The following is a 21973-nucleotide window of genomic DNA, read 5'->3' on the forward strand; positions in this document are numbered from 1 at the left end:
CCGGCTTCAGCATGGAAACTCCTCTGTCTGCTCTTCTGCCCCTGCCTTCTGCTCCCGCTCTTGTGCTTTCCCGCCCTCTGTTTCGCCCTTCTTCCATCTCCTGATGGCGTCAAGTCTCTCTCCCGTCACCATTTCCTCCCCCTGGTTCGTAGGCTCATAGTAGATCCTGTCCTTCAGGGAGTCCGGAAGGCACTGCATTCTCGTCATCTTCTCTGCCGTGCTGTGGGCATACTGGTAGCCCTCCCCGTAGTGGAGCTCTGCCATAAGCTTTGTGGGGGCGTTTCGTATCACCAGAGGCACCGGCTCATCCTCCAGCTCCCGCACGTCCTTTTTTGCCGCCTCACAGGCCCTGTAGGAAGAATTGGACTTGGGCGCCATGGAGAGATAGATTACCGTGTGGACAAGATTTACGTCGCACTCCGGCATTCCCAGAAAGTGGCAGGCCTGATAGGCAGCCACAGCCAGTGAAAGGGCCCTGCTGTCTGCCATCCCAATATCCTCGCTTGCAAACCGGATCAGCCGCCTTGCCACATACAGGGGATCCTCCCCTGCTTCCAGCATCCGTTCCAGCCAGTATACGGCGGCATCCGGATCGGAATTTCTCATGGATTTGTGGAGGGCGGAAATCAGGTTATAATGCTCCTCCCCCTTCTTGTCATAGAGAAGGCTCTTCTTTCCGATGCACTGCTTTATCACCTCCCGGCTCACAACTGTGCGGTCCCCATGAATTTCCCCGTTGGTGACAGCCATCTCCAGCACATTTAAGGCTGTCCTCGCATCTCCCCCGGCAAACCGGGCAATCATATCAAGCAGCTCCTCTTCTATCTCCACCTTGAGGTAGCCGTATCCCCTGCTGCTGGTCAGGGCATGTTTAAGAAGGGCCGTCAGCTCCTCCCTGCTCAGCTCCTTCAGGACAAAAACACGGCATCTGGACAAAAGAGCGCTGTTTATCTCAAAGGAAGGATTTTCCGTAGTCGCGCCAATGAGAATGATGCTTCCCCTCTCCACATAGGGCAGAAAGGCATCCTGCTGGGCCTTGTTGAAGCGGTGTATCTCGTCCACAAATACCACAGTCTTCATCCCCCTGTGCCTGGCTTCCTCCGCCTTCGCCATTACCTCCCTGATTTCCTTAATCCCGCTGGTGACGGCGCTGAAATTGATAAAGCCGGCATTTGTCCTGTTAGCAATGATGCCGGCCAGCGTTGTCTTCCCCACTCCGGGAGGCCCCCAGAAAATCATGGATGAAACCTTATCCCGCTCAATCAGGTTGCGAAGCAGCATCCCCTCTCCGAGGAGATGGGACTGCCCGACAAACTCCTCCAGGCTCTCCGGCCGCATCCGGCTGGCCAGAGGGCTGTAGACCGGCGCATTGTCAAACATGGATATCTGTTCCATATCTCTCTGTTTCAAACTTCTTTCCTCCTGTATCCGTCTCTGTTTACCCGGCCTGTCCCGGGACACGATTTTTCTGCCCTGCTTTCTCTGCTTTGCTTTTTCTGCCTTTTACTGCAGAAGTATTGGAAAGCTCTTATGCAGCGTATTATACACGGTTTCCTCCCCATTTCCTATTTTTTATGCCCAAAATTTTCAGACCGGACTTATTCAGAGTCAGTTTTCCTGATGTCCTGACTTTTCGTATTCGGAACCATGGAAATTTCCTGATGCCCACATTTCGTTTTTCTCTCCACAATCCGGCATTTTCGTGATAAACTGTCCAAAGAAACGTATAACCTGAGGTATATCCTGAGCCAGAAAAGCAAAACCTTGCAGAAAGCATCTGACCCGTCCGTCCCGGTCAGATCAGAAACGGAGAAAACTGCCATGCGAAAAGAAATACTCACCATCAGCGAATTTGCTTCCCTGCGGGGCATCACCGCCGAAACCCTGCGCCATTATGACAGGATCGGGCTTTTGAAGCCGGCATTTACCGACTCCTCAACGGGGTACCGCTATTACTCGATTCTGCAGTATGAACAGCTTTCCACCATTCTGGAGCTGCGCCAGATGGGCATGAGTCTCTCTGAGATCCGAAGCTTCTTTGAAGATCGAAACCCTCATTCTGCTCTGGAGCTTTTAACAGAGCGAAAGCTTGTCCTGCAGGCAGAAATTCAAAAGCTGCGTCAGCTGGAGACAGCCGTTTCCTCTAAGATCTCACACCTGGAGGATATTCTGTCCCGCAAAGCCTCGGATCCGCCGCGCCTTGTGACCCTTCCGGAGCGGAAGGCCCTGGTCTGGAAAACTCCCCTGGACAGTGATGTAGACATAGGCTACGGCTTTGCCGATCTGGAAGAACATCTGAATGAGGTGGCTCCTATTTTTGCCGCCAACCGCTATGGTCTTCTGATGCCCGCCTCTGTGCTGAAAACGGGAGAAAAACGCTCTTCCCTTCTCCTCTTTACAGACGAACCGGCCCATCTCTCCGGCGCCGAGGCGGTAGAGGTGCGCCGGATTCCAGGGGGCCTTTACGCCTCTGCCCTCCTCTATCAGCCGGAGACAGACGATCTCTCAGAGGTCAAACGGCTGAGCCGCTCCTATCAGAGCCAGGGATACCGCACAGAGGGGGAAATCATTTTTATTTCCCAAATCGATTTGTCCGTCACAGGGTGCAGGGATCAGGTGCTGTACGAGGTTCAGCTTCCCCTTGTCCCCTGCATCTGACAAAGGTCTGCGGCCAGGAAGCCTAAATCCAGGCTGCAGATTTTTCTTTTTTCTCTTGACTTTTGTGTAACACAAAGGTTTATATTGTTCAGGCAGGGCTGACAGAAGGATCTTCTGGCTGTGCCCTGCCAATACAGCACTTAAGGGGGATAATGATTTGAAAGAAAATACTTCGGGCAGCAGAAGCTTAAATAATGGCTTAAATAACAGCTCAGATAATCGTTCACATAATAATACTCTGCTGACAGAGCGCCTGCCCCGCCTGTTTCTGCTCTTTGTTCTTCCTGCGGTCATCTCCATGGTCATCTCAGGAACACAGAGCATGATAGACGGAATTTTTCTCGGCCGCTTTGCAGGGGTCAATGCCATGGCAAGCGTCAATATTGCAGGGCCCTACATGCAGATTATCACAGGCTGCACCATGGTTATCTGCATCGGAACCTTCAGCTATCTGGGACGGACGCTGGGAGAAAACACGAACCCGCAGAAGGCCAAGGACATCTTCCGGACGGCTGTCGTGTCCCTTGCGGCATGCGCTCTGATACTCATGGCAGCGGGACTTTTCCTCTCCCGTCCCCTGGCTCTCCTCCTGGGGGCCAATGAAGTGCTCCTAGATGAGACAGCACTCTATATCAGGACAGTGGCAGTTTTTATCCCTGCCATCTGCTTCATGATGCATTTCGGATTCACAGCAAGGCTTCTTGAAAAGCCTCACCTGTACCTGATTGCCACGCTCTGCTGCGTAAGCTGCAACGTGATCATGGACTACCTTGCTGTCAAGGTTCTGGGACTGGGCGTAGTAGGCGCGGCGGCGGCCACAGGCCTTTCCTACCTGTCCGGCCTTCTCGTAGTAGTGCGCCCCTTCCTGAGCAGAAAATCCATCGTGAACCTGTTTGAAGGCACCTTTCACTGGGATATTCTGAGAAGCTCTGCCTTTAACGGTTCCTCTGAGGGGATCACAAGCATTTCCGCCGCCCTGACCATGTACCTGTTCAACACAGCTTTCATGGGCTTTGCCGGGGAAAGCGGAGTGGCCGCATTTACAGTCATCAACTATGCCGGAAATTTTGTAGTGCTCGTCATGTTCGGAGTCTCCGACGGAATCAGCACCCTTGTCAGCTACAACTACGGGGCGAAGCTCCTCCTGCGCGTGAAAAAAACTCTGAGGGCAGCCCTGATGATCAATTTCTGCATCGGTCTTTTGATCTTCACCGTTCTCCATCTGTTCAGCCGGCAGATGGTGGGAATTTTCGTATCTGACAACGAGTTCGTCACAGCCATGGCGGTACAGGGAGCCGCCCTCTACAGCTTTTGCTTCCTGATGAACGGCTTCAACATTGTGCAGTCCGGCTACTATACCTCCATGGGAGATGCCCTCGCCTCCGTGATCATCTCAGCCAGCCGCGGGATTGTCTTTATCTCCACGGGTATTTTCCTTCTGCCTCAGTTTCTGGGCATAAACGGCGTATGGCTGACGCCTCCCTTTGCAGAGCTGATGACCGTTCTGGTGTGCCTGATCATTGGCCGGGTCCGCTCTGCTGACCGCGAAATATCCGAAGAAACCGCTCCCCGTACTTCTCCAGCTTAACCTCTCCGACTCCCGTGACACAGAGCATCTCCTCCCTGGTGGCCGGCTTTACCGCGCACATGGCCACCAGGGTCTTATCTGAAAAGATAATGTAGGGCGGAACCTGTTCCTGCCTTGCAATCTCCATCCGGAGGCTTCGAAGCTCCTCAAACAGCGGCTCGTCCTCCTTTTTAAGTCCGGCAGCAATCACTTTTTCCCGCTGCCTTTCTCCCCGCCCCTTTCTGCGGCGTTCTGAGTTTCCGCCTGTCCTCTCTCCTGTTTCCTCCCTTGCCAGCTTCATCACCATACGAAGACCGTCGTTCTCTTTATGGCAGTCTTTCTCTTTCCCCTTCCCGCACGCTCTCCTCTTCTCCCACTCCCCCAGAAACTCCTCTCCCTTCTCTGTCAGTTTGACAATCATGTAGGAGTCATCCGTCAGACGAAGGTATCCCTCCAGCAGGAGGTGATTGAAGATATCCCGGAGCCTGTGGAGAGCCATACCTCTGCACGCCCCGAAAAACGGATTCTCCTCCATCCGGTACTGCCTGACTTTCGCCGTACTGCCTCCGTGGACGGTATTGAGAATCACCTGGATTCCGTACCTCTGGCGGCACGCCTTCACACAGCCCAGAAAAGCTCCGGCCTGTTCTGTTATGTCAACCGTTTCAAAGTTCGTCATACAGTTCCTGCAGTTTCCGCAGTAATTGTCCCCATATTCCCCGAAATACCTGAGCATATATCCTCTCAGGCATTCATTTGTAAAACAGTAGAAGGTCATTTTCCGGAGCCGCTCAAAATCTCTCTCCCTCACAATTTCCCTGGCAATATCGTCCAGCTCCTCATTCTCCCCGCCCTTTTCAATAAAGAGCTGATTTGTGATAACATCCTGACCGCTGTAATACAGGATGCACTCCGCCGGCTCCCCATCGCGCCCGGCCCTGCCTGCCTCCTGATAGTAGCTCTCCATGTTTTTCGGCATACTGTAGTGGAGCACATACCGCACATTGGACTTGTCAATTCCCATACCGAATGCATTGGTGGCAACCATCACTGGCTTCCGGTCATAGATGAAATCCTCCTGATTCTTCCGGCGCTCCTCGTCAGACAAGCCCGCATGATAGCGGGTGGCAGGGACTCCCTCCCACTGGAGCTTCCCGCAGACCTCCTCCACCTGCTTTCTCGTCAGGCAGTAGATAATCCCACTGTCCTTCGGATGCATTGCCACATAGCTTTTCACCGCGCCAAACCTGTCCTGAACCTTCTCCACCGAAAACCAGAGATTGGGCCTGTCAAAACCCGTAGCCGCCATAAACGGACGGTCCAACAGCAGCAGATCGATCACGTCTGCCTTCACCTCATCGGTGGCCGTGGCCGTAAACGCAGCTATCACGGGCCTTTTGGGCAGGCGGCTCACAAACTCCGGTATTTTCAGATACCCCGGCCTGAAATCCTGCCCCCACTGGGAGACACAGTGAGCCTCGTCCACTGCCAGCATGGAAATCTCAGCATTTTTCGCAAAGTCCAGAAAGCTCTCCGTCAGCAGCCGCTCCGGTGCGACATAGATAATCTTATACTGTCCATTCCCGGCCAGCTTTAATGCTTTGAAATACTGATTCTGTGTGAGAGAGCTGTTCAGATAGGCGGCATGGATGCCGGCCTGGTTCAGAGCTGTAACCTGATCCTTCATAAGAGAGATAAGAGGTGAAACCACAATGGTAATTCCGTCCATCAAAAGGGCGGGAATCTGATAGCAGAGAGATTTGCCGGCCCCGGTGGGCATGATTCCAAAAGTATCTCTTCCGCTCAGGATGCTGTCTATCAGCTCCTGCTGGCCCTCCCGGAACGAGTCATAGCCAAAATAGTATTTGAGGGCCTGAAGGGGAGTCCCCCTCTCTGCTCCCGGCCCCTCCCTGCCTTCTTCTCCTTCGCAGAATTCTCCCCGGGATTCCTTCCATCTTTCATCCATCCGCTCTTCCTCCCTTCTTCGCTGCATGCGGCCTGCCAGGTATCTTAAAAGCCCTGAAATCCTCTCTCCGGACACAGTATTCTCTTTCCGAGAAGCTCTTCCACCGCCGCCAGATAGGCCTCCATGCTGCCCGCCTTTCGGATCTTCTTTGCCTCTTTTTCACTGTCCGGAAACAGGGTGAGCATATACGTCCAGAGCTCTTTCATCTTAAACAGCGTATTTCTGTTTCCTGACATCACCTCCCGGTAACCATTCAGGAGATCCTCATGAAAATCCCTGAAACGCTTCTCATCCAAAGGATTTTTCCCTGTCTCCATCCATTCTGCAAGTCCCGGATTGGCAATCACGCCCCTCCCAAGCATCACGCACTCCGTCTCCGGAAATTCCGCCCGGAACCGGGAAAGCTCCTCCGGCGTAAAAATATCTCCGTTGTAGCAGAGCTTCACTCCGCAGGCTCTCTCCTTAGCCAGCCGGAACGCCTCCCAGTGGGGAGTATTTTTATAAAAATCCGTCTGCACCCTGGGATGGATGATCAGCTCGCTTAAGGGGAATCTGAGGTACAGCTCCAGAAGCTCCTCAAACCCCTCCGAGCTCTCCTTTCCCAGCCTGGTCTTAATCGAAACCCTCATGCCCATGTTCTCTGCACAGTCAAAAATCTCATCCAGAAAACACTCCAGCCGTTCTCTCAGCTGTGCAGCGAGAAATCCGGAGCCCTTCCCCTTGGCTGCCACCGTCCCGGACGGGCACCCCAGGTTCAGATTCACTTCCCTGTATCCCAGCTCCCAGAGTCCCCTCATAGCCGAACAGAACGCTTCCGCATCATTAGTCAGAATCTGGGGCACAAGCAGAATCCCCCTGTTATGCTCCGGCAGCACATCATTCCTTTCCCTGGAAGTCATAGCTTTATTCAGATGGGGTGAGAGAAACGGAGTAAAATATTTGCCGATTCGGCCGAAATGCCTGTGATAAGCGTTCCTGTAGACATAACCTGTAATCCCCTCCATGGGGGCCAAATAGTAATTCACTAAACCTTCTCCTTAACCATTTAATAATCGTGTTTTGGCTCTCTTCGGGCGCCAGCGGCTCAGCGCAGGTATAATGCCGCTCTGCGGACATTATACCATATCCTCCGGATATGGCAGCCTCCGGCGGAATTTAGCGCCCGGTTTTCAGCAGTAAATGCTGAAACCGGCATGCGCAGGTATAATGACTGCTTCGCAGTCATTATACCCTATTTCCCCTCCTGTGTCATTCCTCCCCAAAATAAAATTTCCGTAAACTCCCTGCCGTTTTGCAGCCTCTCTTCTGCCGCTTCCCTTCTTCCATCTCCTTTTGTCCCTTCCACAGAAGACAGTAAAAAATTTCACTTCAGTCTCCCCGGAGACACCCTCTCCTGCTGCCATCCCCCTTGCGCAGAAAACAGGGAGAAGTTTTATTGTGACTTTGCTGGAACAATAAAACTTCTCCCTGTTTTCCCTCCCACTATTTTCTCGCATATTCCGGCAGGTTCTCAACAAGGAAGTTGTGGGCAACCTCCTCTGCCTTCTGTCCTTCTTCATCTACCAGGTAGTTTAACTCTGCCATGGTATCGGTGGACAGCACGTCTGCCAGGGCCTCTGTAACATCTGCAATCTCCGGGTACTGTTCCATGATCTCCTCACGGAATACGGGAACTGCATAGTAAGGCGGAAATACTCCCTGATCATCCTCCAGGATTACCAGGTCAAATTTCTTCAGCAGTCCGTCTGTGGAGTAGGCGTCGATGACCTGCCCCTCTCCGCTCATAAGCGCTGTGTATCTGGCGGAGCCGTCCACTCCCACCTTGTTGAAATTAATTCCGTACCTGTCCTCCACTCCCAGGAGACCGTCCTCGCGGTTCATAAATGCCAGAGTCGAGCAGATCGTGACAGGTCCGCCTATCTTTTTCAGATCGCTGATCGTCTCTAGTCCATACTGCTCTGCAATTTCCTTGGTCGTAGAAAGTGTGTAAGTATTATTGACATTCAGGGAATTGAGCACATCCAAACCGTACTGCTCCTTCATTCCCTTAACAGAGTCTGTATAGACCTGCTCCACGTCAGAGCTGGCCGGGTTCTTCAGGATATTCACATAAAGCGTTCCCGTGTAATCCACATATCCGTCGATCTCCCCGCTCTCTATGGATGACAGGCAGACAGAGCCGGCTCCCAGATCCGGGATGGTTTCCACGTCAATTCCCAGATCCCGCTCGATGGCCTCCGAAAGCATATAGGCAAAAATTTCATTCTCAGAGAAATCCATGCTGGCAATTCTGATATCGGCTGTCTTTTTCCCCTGGAAAAGGCTTGCAGAAAACAGAGCCACAAGCAGGGCAACAGCCACTGCGATAACCACGCACTCCCTCTTTTTGCGGCGCCTCTTCTCGTCCTTATTCTTGCCCTCCAGAAGGCTCACAGGCGTCACAATCGTTTCTATGGCCGCGAATACTCGGTCCACCAGAAGGGCCAGAATACAGGCCGGAATAGCTCCCGCCAGGATCATCACATTGCTGACAGTTCTGATTCCGGAGAATACCAGATAGCCCAGTCCGCCGCCGCCCACATAGGCGGCCAGAGTCATAAGTCCTACCGCGGAAACAGCGGAGATTCTCACACCTGTCATAATCACAGGAAGGGCCATGGGAAGCCTTACCTTAAACAGGATCTGGCTCTTGGTAAGTCCGATTCCCTCTGCTGCCTCCAACATCTGGTCACTGATATTCATAAGCCCTGCATACGTATTCTTGATAATCGGAAGCAGAGAATAGATGACAACCAGAAAGATGGCCGGCTTCATACCGATTCCGAACACCGGGATGGCAAGTCCCAGAAGAGCCATGCTGGGCACTGCCTGCACTACGTTGGCAAAGGCCAGAACAGGCTTGCTGGCAGGCCGTATATAGGCAATCAGGATTCCCAGGGGAACGCCGATCAGGATGGCCGCCACAAGAGCCAGCACCGTAAGCTCAATATGCTCCACCAGAAGGGAGAGAATCTCCTGACTGGATGAGTTGAAATATTCAATCAAATCTGCAAACAGCTTCATTATGACTCCTCCTTTCCTGAATCAGCGATAAACTGGCGGCTCAGGGTGTTGATCAGGGTACTTCTCGTGATCAGTCCCTCAATGATTCCCTGGCTGTTTACCACCGGAAGGGTGGACAGGTGGTGCTCATCAAACAGAGTCAGCAGATCCACAATGGAGCTGTCCGGCCCGACAGAGGTGAATTCCCGGTACATGAAATCCTCCGCCGGACGTTTGATCTCATGAACCCCGATGAGGGACTCTGCAAACAGTACGCCGTAGAGTCTTCCCTTCTGATCCGTGATCATCAGCGTATCTACCTTTTTGCGTCCCATGGTCTCAATACACTTGAAAATCGGCATCTTCGGATGGCAGCACACCGGATCGGAAATCATAATATCCCTTGTCTTGATAAACTCCGGCGAAGTCCAGATTCTCTTGGGACCGATGAAGTTGCGCACAAAATCGTTGGCCGGGTTCTTCAGAATATTTTCCGGAGTGTCAAACTGGGTGATCCGCCCCTCCTCCATGATGCAGATCCGGTCGGCCAGACGGATGGCCTCGTCCATGTCGTGGGTTACAAACACGATCGTCCGCTTTAACGCCGCCTGCATGTCAATCAGGGCGTTCTGAATCTGGGTTCTCGTAATGGGATCCAGAGCTGAAAACGGCTCGTCCATCAGGATAATCTCCGGATCTGCCATAAAGGCCCTCACAACGCCGGCCCTCTGCTGCTGACCGCCTGACATCTCCGACGGATAAGCGTCCATAAAGGTAGCCGGATCCAGGTTTACCATATTCATCAGGCGGATGGCATTCTCCTCCATCCGGTCCTTGTCCTTACTCTTCATCCTCGCGATAATCTCGATGTTCTCCCTGATTGTCATATGGGGGAACAGGCCTATCTGCTGGATTACGTATCCCATTCGCCTCCTCAGCGCAATGGTGTCCATATGGGAGATATCCCGCCCGTTGATCTCCACCGTTCCGTCTGAAGGCAGAATCAGCTTGTTAATCATCTTTAAGGTAGTCGTCTTGCCGCATCCGCTCTCTCCCAGGAGAACCACAAACTCCCCGTCCGGGATCTGAAAGCTGATGTCATCAATTATTTTTTTACCATGAAAGGTTTTGGAAACATGTTTGAATTCAATCATCTGATCACCCTCCTGCATGTCCAGTTCCCATAGGCCGTCCGGCCTGTCTGAAGCAACATACAATACAGAAAAGAAAAACCGCCTGCAGTGCAGGCGGTGAAAGGTTTCTGAAAAAACGCATAAAGAAACTAAGACGTATTGCCAGATACGCAAATCCTTCCAATGTCTGCGAGATTAGCTGACGGGTTCGGAAAAGAAGGTTTCCTATGGCAGAAATTTCAAAGCCAGGACGCACCCGTGCTTTCACCTGCTGCAATTCACCCCAAAAATTGGTTCTCCCGCTGCCGTATCTTACGGCATTAGACGTTCTGCATTGATTAGTTTTTATTATACTATAAATAACAAATAAATACAATGAATTTTACATAAATTTTGAGTTATAACGTAAAATCCAGTCTACAATGCAGGTTTCCCGATTTTATGACTGAAATTTCAGCATTCTGACACCTGCTTCCTGCCTTCTACGTGGACAGATCTACCCGGTCCCAGCCTGCACTCCTGTCCGCCTGGCCTTTCCTCCCTTCCCCTGGGTCTGCCGTCATGCACCCTGCTGCCCAGAAAAGAGCCCGGTGCCTTTCCATCACAACATCACGAAGAATCCCTCCCGGGGCCGGAAATCCGTTGAGTCCCGCGTCCGTGCAGGCCCAGTCCAGGCGGTAGATAAAGTCCGCCGCGTCGAGAAGCTCCCGTTTGGATCTGAGCTTCACCGCCTGCTCAAATTCTGAAAAGCTGTCAAACTCCCTCATTTTTCTCACACACTCCCCCACGTCGCAGATTTTCTCCGGCCAGGAAAGGCTGTCGAACATACCGAGGGCCCACTCCATGACGTACAGATTTTCGTACTGCCAGGAGAAGTGAATTCTCGCAGCCTCCTCTGAAAAATCGTCCTCCAGATACGTCTTCTCGGCTGGGGAGAAAAATTCATCTGCCCGGAAATGCTCGATAATTTCCCTGACAAACTCTCTCGCCTGCTGAGGCTTCATGCCCTCCCCCAGAAGGCATTCCGAATACAGAGCCACTGTCAGAAGTGCGGCGGCTCTTCCGCAGACCTGCCGCTTTGTCCGTGCCTGGGTTCTGGCCTCCGTCTCCAGCACAGGAAGCCAGAAAGGCACATAGATCTGACGGCGCCTAAGCTCCATAACGCTTTTTCTTCTCCTCTCCAGCGCTTCCCCAGGAATTCCCTTCTTCTTGTCATCCTGGGATGTATCCTCCAGAGGCGGAAGAAAGGACTTTACTTCACTCTCCCCGTTTCCGTCCAGAATCACTTTCCCGTCAGCCCCGGCAATCGCCTCGCCGCCCTTTGTCATCACTGCGCTCATGCCTCTCAGCACCTGGGCTATCATGTTCTCGGCAGCTGCGATCCTCTCCTGATCCGCCCTCTCATTTCTCAGCTCGAACGAATAATTCACCCGGACAATTCCCTGGCATCTCCCAAGAACGAACATCAGATTCCTCAGTGTATCTGTATTTTCAGTCCTCACCTGCCTGAAATAATCCCTGATGCCGTCCAGTTCCCTTCTGGCATACACTCCTGCTTCTCCCTCATCGCCTGTGCCGAAAGCTGCAAAGGAAATCTCCATTCCCTTTCGCCGAAACGTCAGGGTATTTCCTGATGTCTCTGCCTCCTCCTCAAAAAGCTCCAAAATTCTGTCGATCATCTGTATTCCTAAAATCTCTCTGCAGAACAGAAACTCTCCCGCCTCATATCTGCGCGCTCCTCTTCTTCTGCTGAAAAATCCCATCTCGTCCTCCCGTACCCCTCTTTCTTATGTACTCCGCCTGTATCCCGGCAGTTCTTTTCCACATTCTATTATACAGGCGGGGGCGTGAAATACAATGAATTTTTTGCCGTTTCCTTCCATATGGACTGTCAGGAAAACGGCCTTTTCCCGCCGGAACCCCTTCCAGACCGGAAGAACTGCTGATCACGAAAAAATACCGGTTGATTTTCTATGGGTCAGCGGACAGAAACATGCTTTGAGGGCGCCACTCGTTCCCCAGCGGCCGCAAAGTGAATATATAATTCCGCCTGACGCTGACAGTATAAAATTATTTAGCCAAAGCAAAAGATGCCTTGCTAAGCAAGACACCTTTAGGAACTCCTTCTGCGCATGGCAGATGAACTACTATTCGTATATGCGATTTTCAATGATTTATCAATGCATCAATAAACAGCGTGTTGTTGTCTGCTTTATTCCGCTTCAGAACCATAATGCAGGTTGCAATGGAAGTTCCAAAGAACAGATTGCTCGGCAGCTGAATAATGCAGTCAATGAAGTTGTTGTCAATCAAATACTGACGGATTTTCTTCTCAGCTCCGCCACGGTACATAATGCCGGGGAAGCAAACGATCGCCGCAGTTCCATTGGTGGCAAGCCACGCCAGGGAATGCATGATAAACGCAAGGTCAGCTTTTGACTTCGGTGCAAGCACTCCGGCAGGAGAGAAGCGGGGGTCATTTATCAAAACAGGGTTGTCGTCGCCCTCCCACTTGATAGAATAAGGGGGATTTGAAACGATAACCTCAAACGGTTCATCATCCCAATGCTGCGGATTCAGCAGCGTATCTTCATGGGCAATGTCAAACTTGTCAAAGCCATCGTTTCCGGCTTCGATTTCACCCTCATTGATATAGTTAGTCAGATTTTCAGAAATATAGCGATAGAACATCATGCCCAACACATAAGACTTGAAATCCCATCCATCAACGCTCCCACGCAATTCATCCGCAATCGCCCATATCGCACGATGCAGTTCATCACGCTCCTGCTCTTTTCTTACATCAGCCATTTTCGTTCTCCTTTTCAGCTGGTATAAATTCCAGAATATCATCTACCTTGCAGTCCAGAGCAAAACAAATCTTCTCGATACTGTCCAATGACACATACTGGTCACGCCTTAACCGTGTCAGAATGTTAGGGCTGAACCCTGCCCTTTCGGTCAGTTCGGAAGTCTGGATGCCCCGGTCTATCAGCAAGTGAAACAGCTTTTTATATGATACAGCCATATAGTCCTCCTTGCCATGATAATCACTATTTGATAGTGTATCACGAAAATGTGAAAAATTCAATTTATCGTGATAGATATTAGACAGGAATTAGGAATAATGCGAAAAAGAAAACGGCTCAATGCAGTAGCTATGACTTACATCGAGCCTTTCTATCTTTTGCAGTTCTGTATAAGCGTAGGTTCGTCATATTGGGTGTGGTATCTTTAACTATGGGAAACTCCGGCTTCCCTCCTCAATATGGTGCCTTTTCATGAAATCCAGAATCTCCGGCGCCCCGAACATCCATTTAATCTCACAGATCTCTCCCGGTCTTGCCTCCGTCAATACCTGCATAAACACTACCTCCCAGCTCCCTCAAACAGCCTGTGAGCCTCCCGCATCTTTTCAGACACCGGCACGCCAAACGGGCATCTCTCCTCACAGCTTTTACAGGAAATGCAGTCGCCTCCATTGGCAGACAGCCCTTCATAGTGAGCCCTGAGGGCTGCGGGAACCTCCGGCTGCATTTTGGCCAGATCACACAGCTTATTCACCATGGCTATGTCAATGCCCTTGGGGCAGGGAGCGCAGTGCCCGCAGTAGGTGCACTGGCCGTAATAGGCGTGGGCAGGAGCCTTGGCGAGAACGCTCGAATAGTCCTTCTCCTCCTCTGTGGCTGTCTCATAGGCCACTGCGCTGTCTACATGCTCCGGGGTGTCAAAGCCCGCCAGTATACTAGCCACTGCCGGCCTTGTCAGGGCATAGTGAATACACTGGACCGGGGTGAGGGCCGTCTTAAAGGGAGAGGTTTCAGCTGAAAAAAGCCTTCCGCCCGCATAGCCCTTCATAACCGTCATCCCCACTCCCAGCTGCTCGCAGAGACTGTAAAGCTGCGCCCGCTCAGGCGCAATTCCGCCCAGTCCCTCCCCGTAATCTTCTCTGAAATATTCCGTCATATCTTCGCTGGCCGGAAGCATGTCGAAGGCGGGATTCACACTGAACAGAAGCATCTCTATTTTTCCGCTCTTTGCCGCGAGAGCCGCCACCTCCGGATTGTGAGTGCTCATTCCAATGTGGCGGATCACCCCCTGAGCCTTCAGTTCAGCCGCATAGGCGTAAAATTCCCCTTCCATAACCTGGTGAAACTCCCTGACCTCGTCTACAAAGTGGAGCATTCCCAGATCAATATAGTCTGTTTCCAGCCTGGCGAGGAGATCGGCAAATGCCTCCTTCACCCATTTCATCTCTCTGGTTCTCACATACTGGCCATTCTGCCAGGTGGCGCCCAGATGTCCCTGAATGATCCACCGCTCCCGCCGGCCTCTTATGGCCGCGCCTATGTTGGAGCGCACCTTTGGCTCCGGCATCCAGCAGTCCAGGATATTAATTCCGGCCTCCTCACACCTGTCCACTACCGCCTTTACTTCCTCCGCGCTGTGGCGCTCCAGCCACTCTGCCCCAAGCCCGATCTCGCTGACCATCAGGCCTGTTCTGCCAAGCATTCTGTACCTCATATCTGTCTTCATTTACACCCTCCTTATCTCCTGGCAGCCCGGCCTCGCAAGGCCCCTCTGCCTGTATCATCCTTCCCCTTAGAGTTCTCCCTCGTTGGCCTCCTCGGCACAGATCTCCTCGCCCTCCATCCGATCCAGAATAGATACCTCCAAAACGGCCTGGGCTGCATTGACGGAAAGCCTTGCAAATTTCCCCTTTTCCGCCGCTGCCCTGCAGGCTTCTCCGTAGAGCTCCCTGAGAATTTCCCGGTTTAGCGCCCCTCCCCTCCAGTGGAACACAAAATACGGCTGCTTCTTCCTCACAACTGCACGGAGCCGCTTATACACCTCCTCTGCCTTTGTGAGAGAAAGCCTCTGCTCCTTGTAATAAAACCTGTCATAATCTGTACAGGCGGGAACCGGATAGACCAGTTTCTGGTGGTCCTTAAATATACGCTTGTCATCCAAATTAAAATAGTCAAAACGCTTTGTTCCGTAACGCCCCAGAGAATTGTCAAAGGTGGCATCCAGATGATACCAGTTCCCTCCCATTTTCAGCACATTCCACGCGTGGCGGTACCTGATTCCCCTGTCCGGGGCGGCCTCGCTGACAGCGATCACACATTCGATTCCCAGGCAGCCGCAGAGGAGCTTTACGGTTTTTGCAATCCCCTCGCACACGCCTACGCCCTGCTGAAGAGGCCCTATAATCTCGTGGGAGTACTGCTTTTTCAGCTTGTCATAGGTGACGTTTTCACAGATAAAGTCATGGACAAACCTCTCCTTCTCCTCCAAAGTCATATTCCCGGCCTGCCTGACAAGGCGGTTCACCCTCCCCTCCAGGGCCTTCTGGTGCTCCCTTATCTTCTTTTTTTCAAACATGTACTCCGGACACATTCTCACATACTGGGAATCTTGCGTAAACCGGTAATGAAAACCCTCCGCAAAAAAGATTTCCGGGTGATCCAGCCTGAGACGGAAAAATACATCGGAAAGCTCCCTGTTTTCCAGCCTCCTCACCGGAAATTCCGGCGAAATATCCTGAAAGCCGGAAAGCATATTCCTGTAGGCCTCCTGCTCATCCCGGCTCATCTGTCTGTAGTAATAATCCTGTGTCATCTTCTCTTCTGCCTTTCCCGGAGCCTGGCAGACTCAGACACCTTTCACAGGCGGTATCCGTCATCCACACAGCCGGCCCAGTGCGGCATCAGGCTCGCTTTACTACGGTAATTTTATCATGCCTCAGTACAAATGTCCATCTCGCCGCCCATCCCTCCTTTTCCTCTTTCTCCTTCCCTCTCCCTTGTAAAGCCGGAAGCTTTTATGCTATACTGAGATAACCCTGCAGGGGCAGGCAGAGTAAAAGCAGCCCGGTCGGCTGCCTCCTTTTTCTGCCCCTGCCTGTTATTAAAAACTGGAGGTATCTGCAAATGAACCGTGAAATTATTATCAGAAAGGAACAGCCGGAAGATTATCTTCGGGTAGAAACGATCATAAGAAAGGCTTTCTGGAATTTATACGTTCCCGGCTGCTATGAACATTATCTCGCTCATATTCTTCGCTCTCATGAAGACTTTATCCCTGAGCTTGATCTGGTCATCGAAAAGGACGGCCTGGTGATTGGCTCTGTCATGTATACAAAAAACAGGCTTATCGATGAAAATGGAGCCGAAAAACAGATCCTCACCTTCGGCCCTATCTGCATAGCTCCGGAATACCAGAGAATGGGCTATGGAAAAGAGCTGATGGAGGTATCCTTCCAAAAGGCTGTCCAGATGGGCTATGAGGCCGTGGTCATCTTCGGAAGCCCTGCCAACTATGTAAGCAGCGGCTTTAAAAGCTGCAAAAAATACAATGTCTGCCTGGAAGGGGATATCTGGCCCGCTGCCATGCTGGTAAAAGAGCTGAAGCCCGGAGCCCTGGATGGGAAAAAGTGGTTTTACTACCAGAGCTCTGCCTATGACTTAGATATGGAAGAGGCACAGCGGTACGATGACTCTCTCGAGAAGATGGAGAAGGGCTTCCAGCCAAGCCAGGAGGAATTTTATATTTTAAGCAATGCCTCCCTCTCCTGACTTCTTTTCGCTCAGCCGTTTCTGGCAGAGAATCCCCTCCCGGCGGGATACTCTGCCGGCGGCAAACTCTGCATTGCCCTAATGTATTTTTCCTCCATATCTGTCCAGAAGCTCTTTTCCGATTAAATCCCCTCTGCCTTTTTTAACCTCCGGTAAAATCCGGCTGCTGCAATCAGAGAGACTGTGTCAACAATAGGCTGAACCCACATACAGCCATAGAGTCCCAGAAGGCCGTTCATCAGAAACAGGAGGGGAATATCCAGCACGCCTTTTCTGAGTATGGAACAGATAAGAGATTCCTTAAATTTTCCCATAGCCTGGAACTGAATAATCATCGGATAGCAGACAGACATCATCGGCATAGCCGTCACCATCCGACGGAGAAATCCGGTGCTGTAATAGATCGTCTCCGGATCGCTGATAAACAGCGAGGCAAGCTGGGGTGCAAACACTTCGTAGGCGGCCAGACACAGCATGGAAAAGCCAAATGAAACCAGGCAGCCCAGGCGAAAGGCCTTTCTTCTTCTGTCCTGATTGCCCGCCGAATGGTTATAGGCCAAAAGAGGCAGAAGGCCGTTGGACACGCCGATGGAAAAGTAGAGGGGAAGCTGATCCAGCTTCTTTACAATTCCCAACGCAGCCATGGCCTCTGTCGCATACTGAGAAACAAACCGGGACTGAGCCGCGATAGCCACAACGGTCAGTGCATACTGGACGGCCGACGGAAAACCTATGGTGAGAATATTTTTTATGTATTTTCCCGCAAACCGGAGCCTGGCCGGATGGATATTCACCACCGTCTGTCCGCGCTTTCCGGCAATATAAATCAGGAAATACAGTGTCGCAGCCATGTTGGAGATGGCTGTCGCCATGCCTGCTCCCGCAGCCCCCAGATTTAAAAACTGAGGGAGCACAAAAACCGGATCCAGGACTATGTTCAGAATTCCGCCCATGGAAACGCCTGCCGCTGCCGCTGCCGCGCTTCCCTCCGCTCTCACGAGATTGGCCAGAAGCGTGTTCAGAATCGTTCCCGGCCCGCCGATCACCACCACCCACAGGGCATAGCCAAACGCAATATCATAAATCTCCGGCGTCGCTCCGCAGAGCACCAGCACCGGATGGGCAAAGAGCAGAAACAGAGCGGAAAAGAACACTGCGCTCAGAAGGCCTCCCCAGAAGGACACGGAAGCAATCCTTCTGGCATCCTCCGGCTGCTTTTTTCCAAGTGCTCTTGAGAGGGCGCTGGCTCCCCCGACTCCGAACAGGTTGGAGATAGCTGTCAGCATAACAAAAGAAGAATATACGACCGTAACAGCAGCCGTCTGATCCGGCTTGTTTAACATTCCCACAAAATAAGTGTCCGCCAGATTGTAGATCAGCGCTATCATCTGGCTTGCAATCGCAGGTACAATCTGCCTGCACACGGCCTGCCGGACCGGCATGTTCTCAAACACTGCAGTCCTGTCTGCTGCCTGTTTCATATGGTTTCCTCCTTAAACATTTTCTGTCAGTTTTTCATCTGTCTTTTTATCAGTCTCTGTGCCTCTATTGTCAAGGATATTCCATAAGCTCTTCTGCAAGTCTCTGTGCAAGCCTCTCGGCAAACCTTCTGTGCCCCTCCCCGGTAAAATGCACGCCGTCATGGGCGAGAGGAATCTCCCAGCCGGAAGCATCTGCAAAGCGCAGACCGTACTTTTCTGCAATCTGTCTGTAAACAGGCCCCAGGGCCTGCACCTCCCTGTCATAGAGAGCCTCCTCCTCCCCATAGCGGCCGATATCCGTCGGCGCAGGGGCAATGAGAAGCACCTTCTTTCCCTCTCCCCTGAACCTCGGATGTTTCAGGATATGCTCCACAAACACTTCCATCTTTTTTCCTATTTCGCAGGCGTCAGGGCGAAATGAATTAAAAATATCATTAGTTCCAAGCATGACAGCCAGAAGAGCAAACGGCGGTTCCCTGTCCATAAGCTGATCAAAGCGCTGCAGAAACCAGCCTTCCGGGATCTCCCGCCCGTTCATCCCTTCATTTGCCGTCTCCCATCCAAAGCGTGCTGCCAAAATTTCCGGCCACCGCTCCTCCTCCCCAAGCCGCCGGCCCAGCCTGGAGCCTGCATCATAGCCATATGTATTGGAATCTCCAAAGCATACCATCCGTCTCATGATCTGACTGCCCCTCTCCTTTATTATGAAAAAGAATACTTCTGTCAGCCGGCCACTTCTCTACTCCTTTGGAACCTTTCCAAAATCTACTTCCCGGCCTATTTCCCACAGATGCTCCATATGCCTCTTGTAGATATCATAGAACTGCTCCCCCTTCCTGAATTCCACATAAAGGCAGTCCGAAGGAGGCACATCAAACAGCAGATGGTTCGCCCCGATCACGCCGTTATCTCTGTCCACGTCCCTGGCTATGATGTTTGTCCACAAGGGTTCCTTTACCTCTTTAACAATAAGATTTTTATTCAGAAACTCCTCCTGATACGTCTTTAACCGCATCAGGGTGATCCTGATCATACTTTTCATTTTATCATATCCTGCCCCAAGCTGTATGCAGTTTTTCTTCAGGCCTTCATTGGAGAGAAGAATGAGCTTTACCTCCAGTCCGCGGCTTAAAAGCTCATGCAGCAGTGTAGGTGAATCGTACAGGGAATTCAGAGAATTCCCTGTAATAAAAATACTTTTCTCTGCCTTCTCAATAAACTCTTTGACAGGCTTTCTCTCTCTAATCCATCCAAATCTCTGTTCATATCTGATCCAGCCTTCTGTCTTTCCTTCCTCGTCTCTTATTTCCTTCCGTTTATCATTGAGAGTCTTTAAAATTGAAGCCTTCAAATCGTCCTTATTGCTCCAAAACATCACAGTTCCATTAGACTTTACCTTTTCCCGAAATTGGTTCAGGCGGGCGATGCCGTCTTCTGTCCGCTCTACCCTGGCTGCCGGTAGCGTATCCGGCTTCTCATGAATGAATGCAAAAACGGGTTTATTCTCTCGTATGGCATAGTCAAATTCCATCTCTGTATAGCCCACAGGCATACCTCTGTCATCTTTCCCCAGTGAACCATATCTTCCTCCCAGTACCAGGAGATAAAAATCACTGTCATCTATGACTTTTTTAATGATGTCCCATTGTTTTTTATCGGAAGCCGGAAAAAGTTCCATACCGGCAGGAAAGCAATCCATTTCCAGAATAGCCTGCACGGCTTCTTTTCTCTCCTCTTTCAAATCCTCATACGTAGAACTTACAAAAACCTGATACCTTGCCTCCATAATCTGTGTATTTCCCCCTTTTTATCTTCTGGCCTTCTAAGCCGTATTTGCTTTTCTCCAGCTCTCAATCCCTCAGCTTTCCTCCATACTGCTCAGCACTTTAGCTTTTACTTGTGGTACGGCGCCCCCTCGATAATCCTGTAGCTCCTGTAAATCTGCTCCAGAAGCACCACCCTCATCAGCTGGTGCGGAAATGTCATTTTGGAAAAGCTCAGTGCGAAATCCGCTCTCTTCATCACCCGCTCGGACAGCCCGAGAGAGCCTCCAATCACAAACTGCACATGACTCACGCCATTGATGCCAAGCCGGTCTATTTTCTCTGCCAGCTCCTCAGAGTCCAGCATTTTTCCCTCAATGGCCAGGGCAATCACATAGGCTCCATCTTTGATGTGGGAGAGAATCCGCTCTCCCTCCCTGTCCTTGATCTGTTCCTCCACAGCAGCCCCTGCCCTGTCCGGTGTTTTTTCATCTGCAACCTGCACGATCTCCAGCTTGCAGTATCTGGACAGCCTCTTCGCATACTCGGAAATCGCCGCCTCAAAAAAGCGCTCCTTAATCTTCCCCACAGCAATCACTGTGATTTTCACACTCTTTTCCTCCCTTTCTCCTGTCCTCTTTTGCCGCTTTTTTCACCGGTCCTCCGATTTCTCCTCTTATCATGGAGATCAGAAGTCCCCTTGCCCTCTCCTGCACTTCTGGTCTGTGGGTTTTGACTCTCTTAACCACCCGGCCTTCGGCCTTCCTCTGAATTTTGTATACAATACAGAGAAATTCTCCGACCTCCTCCCAGGCTTCCCGGCTCTCCGGGATCAAGTCAAGCCCCATCTGAAATACATGGAACATACCGCTGTAGACAGAAGTTCTCACCCTCACCCCGGCCTTTTTAGCCTTTTCTGACACAGAGAGCGTGTCACTGAGCAGCACCTCGTAATCTCCCACCTGCATCAGCATGGGCGGAAATCCCGAAAAATCTCCAAACAGCGGGGACAGATAGGGATCCGCCGGGTCTGCCTCTCCGATATAGCTGCACTGGTACAGCATATTCTCCCTGGAATTTCCAAACAGCGGATCCAGCTCATATCTGCTTTCGTAGGACTCTCCCCCGAGGGTCACATCGGTCCAGGGCGACATGGTGATCACACCGCCGGGCAGCGGCATCCCATGATCCTTCAGATAGTGAACCAGGGCAAGAGCCAGACCTCCTCCTGCGGAGTCTCCTGCCACTGCGATCTTCTCCGGCTCATACTTCTTTTCCTCTAAAAGCCACCTGTAGCCATCCACAGCATCCATCAGAGCGGCCGGGAAGGGATATTCCGGGGCAACGCGGTAGTCCACGCTCAGCACATCTGCCCCGTAGCCGAGCTTTGAATATCTGACGGCAAATCTCCTGTAAATATTTTTCATGGGGCCAATGTAACCGCCTCCGTGAAGCTGCAGAACCACGCGGCCGGTCACCGTATGCTCCAAAGTCAGATACTCCATCGTGCAGTTAGGCGCCTCCACCAGCTCATACACATAGCCCGCCGGACACCGCCAGGCCGGCTCCACCGGATTTTTTCTGAATTCCCCCGTCTGTATGGGCTTTTTCAGGGCTGTCTCCATCACATCGCTCATCATCTCTCTCGTCAGCCTGCCCATAGCGCTTACCTTCGTCCGCCTTTTTCGGTCTTTTCTTACCTTCTCCTCTCTTCTTTCCATTCTATTATCAAAAATCATCAGTCCGCCTGTTCCTTTCTGTTTCCGGGTTCATCCCTCTGCCTTT

Annotated in this window: 19 protein-coding genes, 1 pseudogene and 1 riboswitch; of the genes and pseudogenes, 3 read left to right on the plus strand and 17 right to left on the minus strand. The window is 51.6% G+C overall.

The genetic code is table 11. The features are described from left to right. Positions 1–6: 6 nt before the first annotated feature. On the minus strand, positions 7–1395 hold the full coding sequence (locus LK436_RS16650) for a replication-associated recombination protein A (protein ID WP_044931191.1): 1389 nt from the start codon (positions 1393–1395) through the stop codon (positions 7–9). Positions 1396–1821: 426 nt separating this feature from the next. Between LK436_RS16650 and LK436_RS16655 the strand changes: the two genes are divergently transcribed. Both LK436_RS16655 and LK436_RS16660 read left to right on the plus strand, forming a co-directional pair. Beyond that, positions 1822–2658: a MerR family transcriptional regulator gene (locus LK436_RS16655; protein WP_008397237.1), complete on the plus strand. Its 837-nt coding sequence runs from the start codon at positions 1822–1824 to the stop codon at positions 2656–2658. Between the two features lie 157 nt (positions 2659–2815). Further along, positions 2816–4246 (plus strand): MATE family efflux transporter, encoded by a 1431-nt coding sequence (locus LK436_RS16660; protein WP_021966234.1) that lies wholly within the window; start codon positions 2816–2818, stop codon positions 4244–4246. Here the strand turns inward: LK436_RS16660 and recQ are convergent. From recQ to LK436_RS16710, 11 genes and pseudogenes are all read right to left on the minus strand, one after another. After that, positions 4176–6191 carry a DNA helicase RecQ gene (gene recQ, locus LK436_RS16665; RefSeq protein WP_021966235.1) on the minus strand — a complete coding sequence of 672 codons (2016 nt, stop codon included), beginning with the start codon at positions 6189–6191 and terminating at the stop codon, positions 4176–4178. The two genes, LK436_RS16660 and recQ, sit on opposite strands and share 71 nt — an antisense overlap. 44 nt (positions 6192–6235) lie before the next feature. Beyond that, positions 6236–7216, minus strand: coding sequence for a tRNA dihydrouridine synthase (locus LK436_RS16670; RefSeq protein ID WP_044931070.1), 981 nt, complete (start codon positions 7214–7216; stop codon positions 6236–6238). A gap of 144 nt (positions 7217–7360) precedes the next feature. Then, entirely contained in the window at positions 7361–7750 is a 390-nt protein-coding gene (locus tag LK436_RS16675) for a hypothetical protein (RefSeq protein WP_166460498.1), read from the minus strand. Then, positions 7674–9254 (minus strand): glycine betaine ABC transporter substrate-binding protein, encoded by a 1581-nt coding sequence (locus tag LK436_RS16680; RefSeq protein ID WP_008397231.1) that lies wholly within the window; start codon positions 9252–9254, stop codon positions 7674–7676. The genes LK436_RS16675 and LK436_RS16680 overlap by 77 nt, the downstream gene beginning before the upstream one ends. Further along, on the minus strand, positions 9254–10387 hold the full coding sequence (locus tag LK436_RS16685) for an ABC transporter ATP-binding protein (protein ID WP_015574544.1): 1134 nt from the start codon (positions 10385–10387) through the stop codon (positions 9254–9256). The genes LK436_RS16680 and LK436_RS16685 overlap by 1 nt, the downstream gene beginning before the upstream one ends. Before the next feature lie 151 nt (positions 10388–10538). Next, positions 10539–10703, minus strand: a riboswitch (cyclic di-AMP (ydaO/yuaA leader). 145 nt (positions 10704–10848) lie between these two features. Then, positions 10849–12129, minus strand: a complete 1281-nt coding sequence (locus LK436_RS16690; RefSeq protein WP_008397229.1) for a DUF4272 domain-containing protein — start codon at positions 12127–12129, stop codon at positions 10849–10851. A 418-nt stretch (positions 12130–12547) separates the two neighbouring features. Further along, positions 12548–13177, minus strand: a pseudogene (locus LK436_RS16695) (N-6 DNA methylase); the annotation flags it as partial. After that, positions 13170–13394 carry a helix-turn-helix domain-containing protein gene (locus LK436_RS16700; protein ID WP_008397227.1) on the minus strand — a complete coding sequence of 75 codons (225 nt, stop codon included), beginning with the start codon at positions 13392–13394 and terminating at the stop codon, positions 13170–13172. The gene LK436_RS16700 and the pseudogene LK436_RS16695, both read right to left, overlap by 8 nt. Positions 13395–13604: 210 nt before the next feature. Next, a complete protein-coding gene (locus LK436_RS18395) occupies positions 13605–13730 on the minus strand; it encodes a hypothetical protein (protein WP_015574548.1) in 126 nt (41 codons plus the stop codon). Positions 13731–13735: 5 nt separating this feature from the next. Further along, positions 13736–14902 (minus strand): aldo/keto reductase, encoded by a 1167-nt coding sequence (locus LK436_RS16705; RefSeq protein ID WP_008397225.1) that lies wholly within the window; start codon positions 14900–14902, stop codon positions 13736–13738. Between the two features lie 66 nt (positions 14903–14968). Then, positions 14969–15988, minus strand: a complete 1020-nt coding sequence (locus LK436_RS16710; protein ID WP_008397224.1) for a transglutaminase domain-containing protein — start codon at positions 15986–15988, stop codon at positions 14969–14971. A 311-nt stretch (positions 15989–16299) separates the two neighbouring features. Between LK436_RS16710 and LK436_RS16715 the strand changes: the two genes are divergently transcribed. Then, the gene (locus LK436_RS16715) at positions 16300–16944 is read left to right on the plus strand and encodes a GNAT family N-acetyltransferase (protein ID WP_008397222.1); all 645 of its coding nucleotides are present in this window, start codon (positions 16300–16302) and stop codon (positions 16942–16944) included. Positions 16945–17066: 122 nt separating this feature from the next. On the opposite strand, the gene LK436_RS16720 is transcribed toward LK436_RS16715, so the two are convergent. The 5 genes from LK436_RS16720 to LK436_RS16740 all read right to left on the minus strand — a co-directional run bounded on the left by LK436_RS16720 (position 17067) and on the right by LK436_RS16740 (position 21927). Beyond that, the gene (locus LK436_RS16720) at positions 17067–18425 is read right to left on the minus strand and encodes an MATE family efflux transporter (RefSeq protein WP_008397221.1); all 1359 of its coding nucleotides are present in this window, start codon (positions 18423–18425) and stop codon (positions 17067–17069) included. Positions 18426–18495: 70 nt separating this feature from the next. Then, a complete protein-coding gene (locus tag LK436_RS16725) occupies positions 18496–19104 on the minus strand; it encodes a GDSL-type esterase/lipase family protein (RefSeq protein WP_015574551.1) in 609 nt (202 codons plus the stop codon). 60 nt (positions 19105–19164) lie between these two features. Continuing rightward, positions 19165–20211, minus strand: a complete 1047-nt coding sequence (locus LK436_RS16730) for a DUF4062 domain-containing protein (RefSeq protein WP_008397219.1) — start codon at positions 20209–20211, stop codon at positions 19165–19167. A gap of 107 nt (positions 20212–20318) precedes the next feature. Continuing rightward, positions 20319–20798, minus strand: a complete 480-nt coding sequence (gene rlmH / locus LK436_RS16735) for a 23S rRNA (pseudouridine(1915)-N(3))-methyltransferase RlmH (protein WP_021966863.1) — start codon at positions 20796–20798, stop codon at positions 20319–20321. After that, entirely contained in the window at positions 20764–21927 is a 1164-nt protein-coding gene (locus LK436_RS16740) for an alpha/beta hydrolase (RefSeq protein WP_008397217.1), read from the minus strand. Before LK436_RS16740 ends, rlmH begins: the two co-directional genes overlap by 35 nt. Between the last annotated feature and the right edge of the window lie 46 nt (positions 21928–21973).

It is taken from the genome of Clostridium sp. M62/1, assembly GCF_020736365.1.
Lineage (GTDB): Bacteria > Bacillota > Clostridia > Lachnospirales > Lachnospiraceae > Otoolea > Otoolea saccharolyticum_A.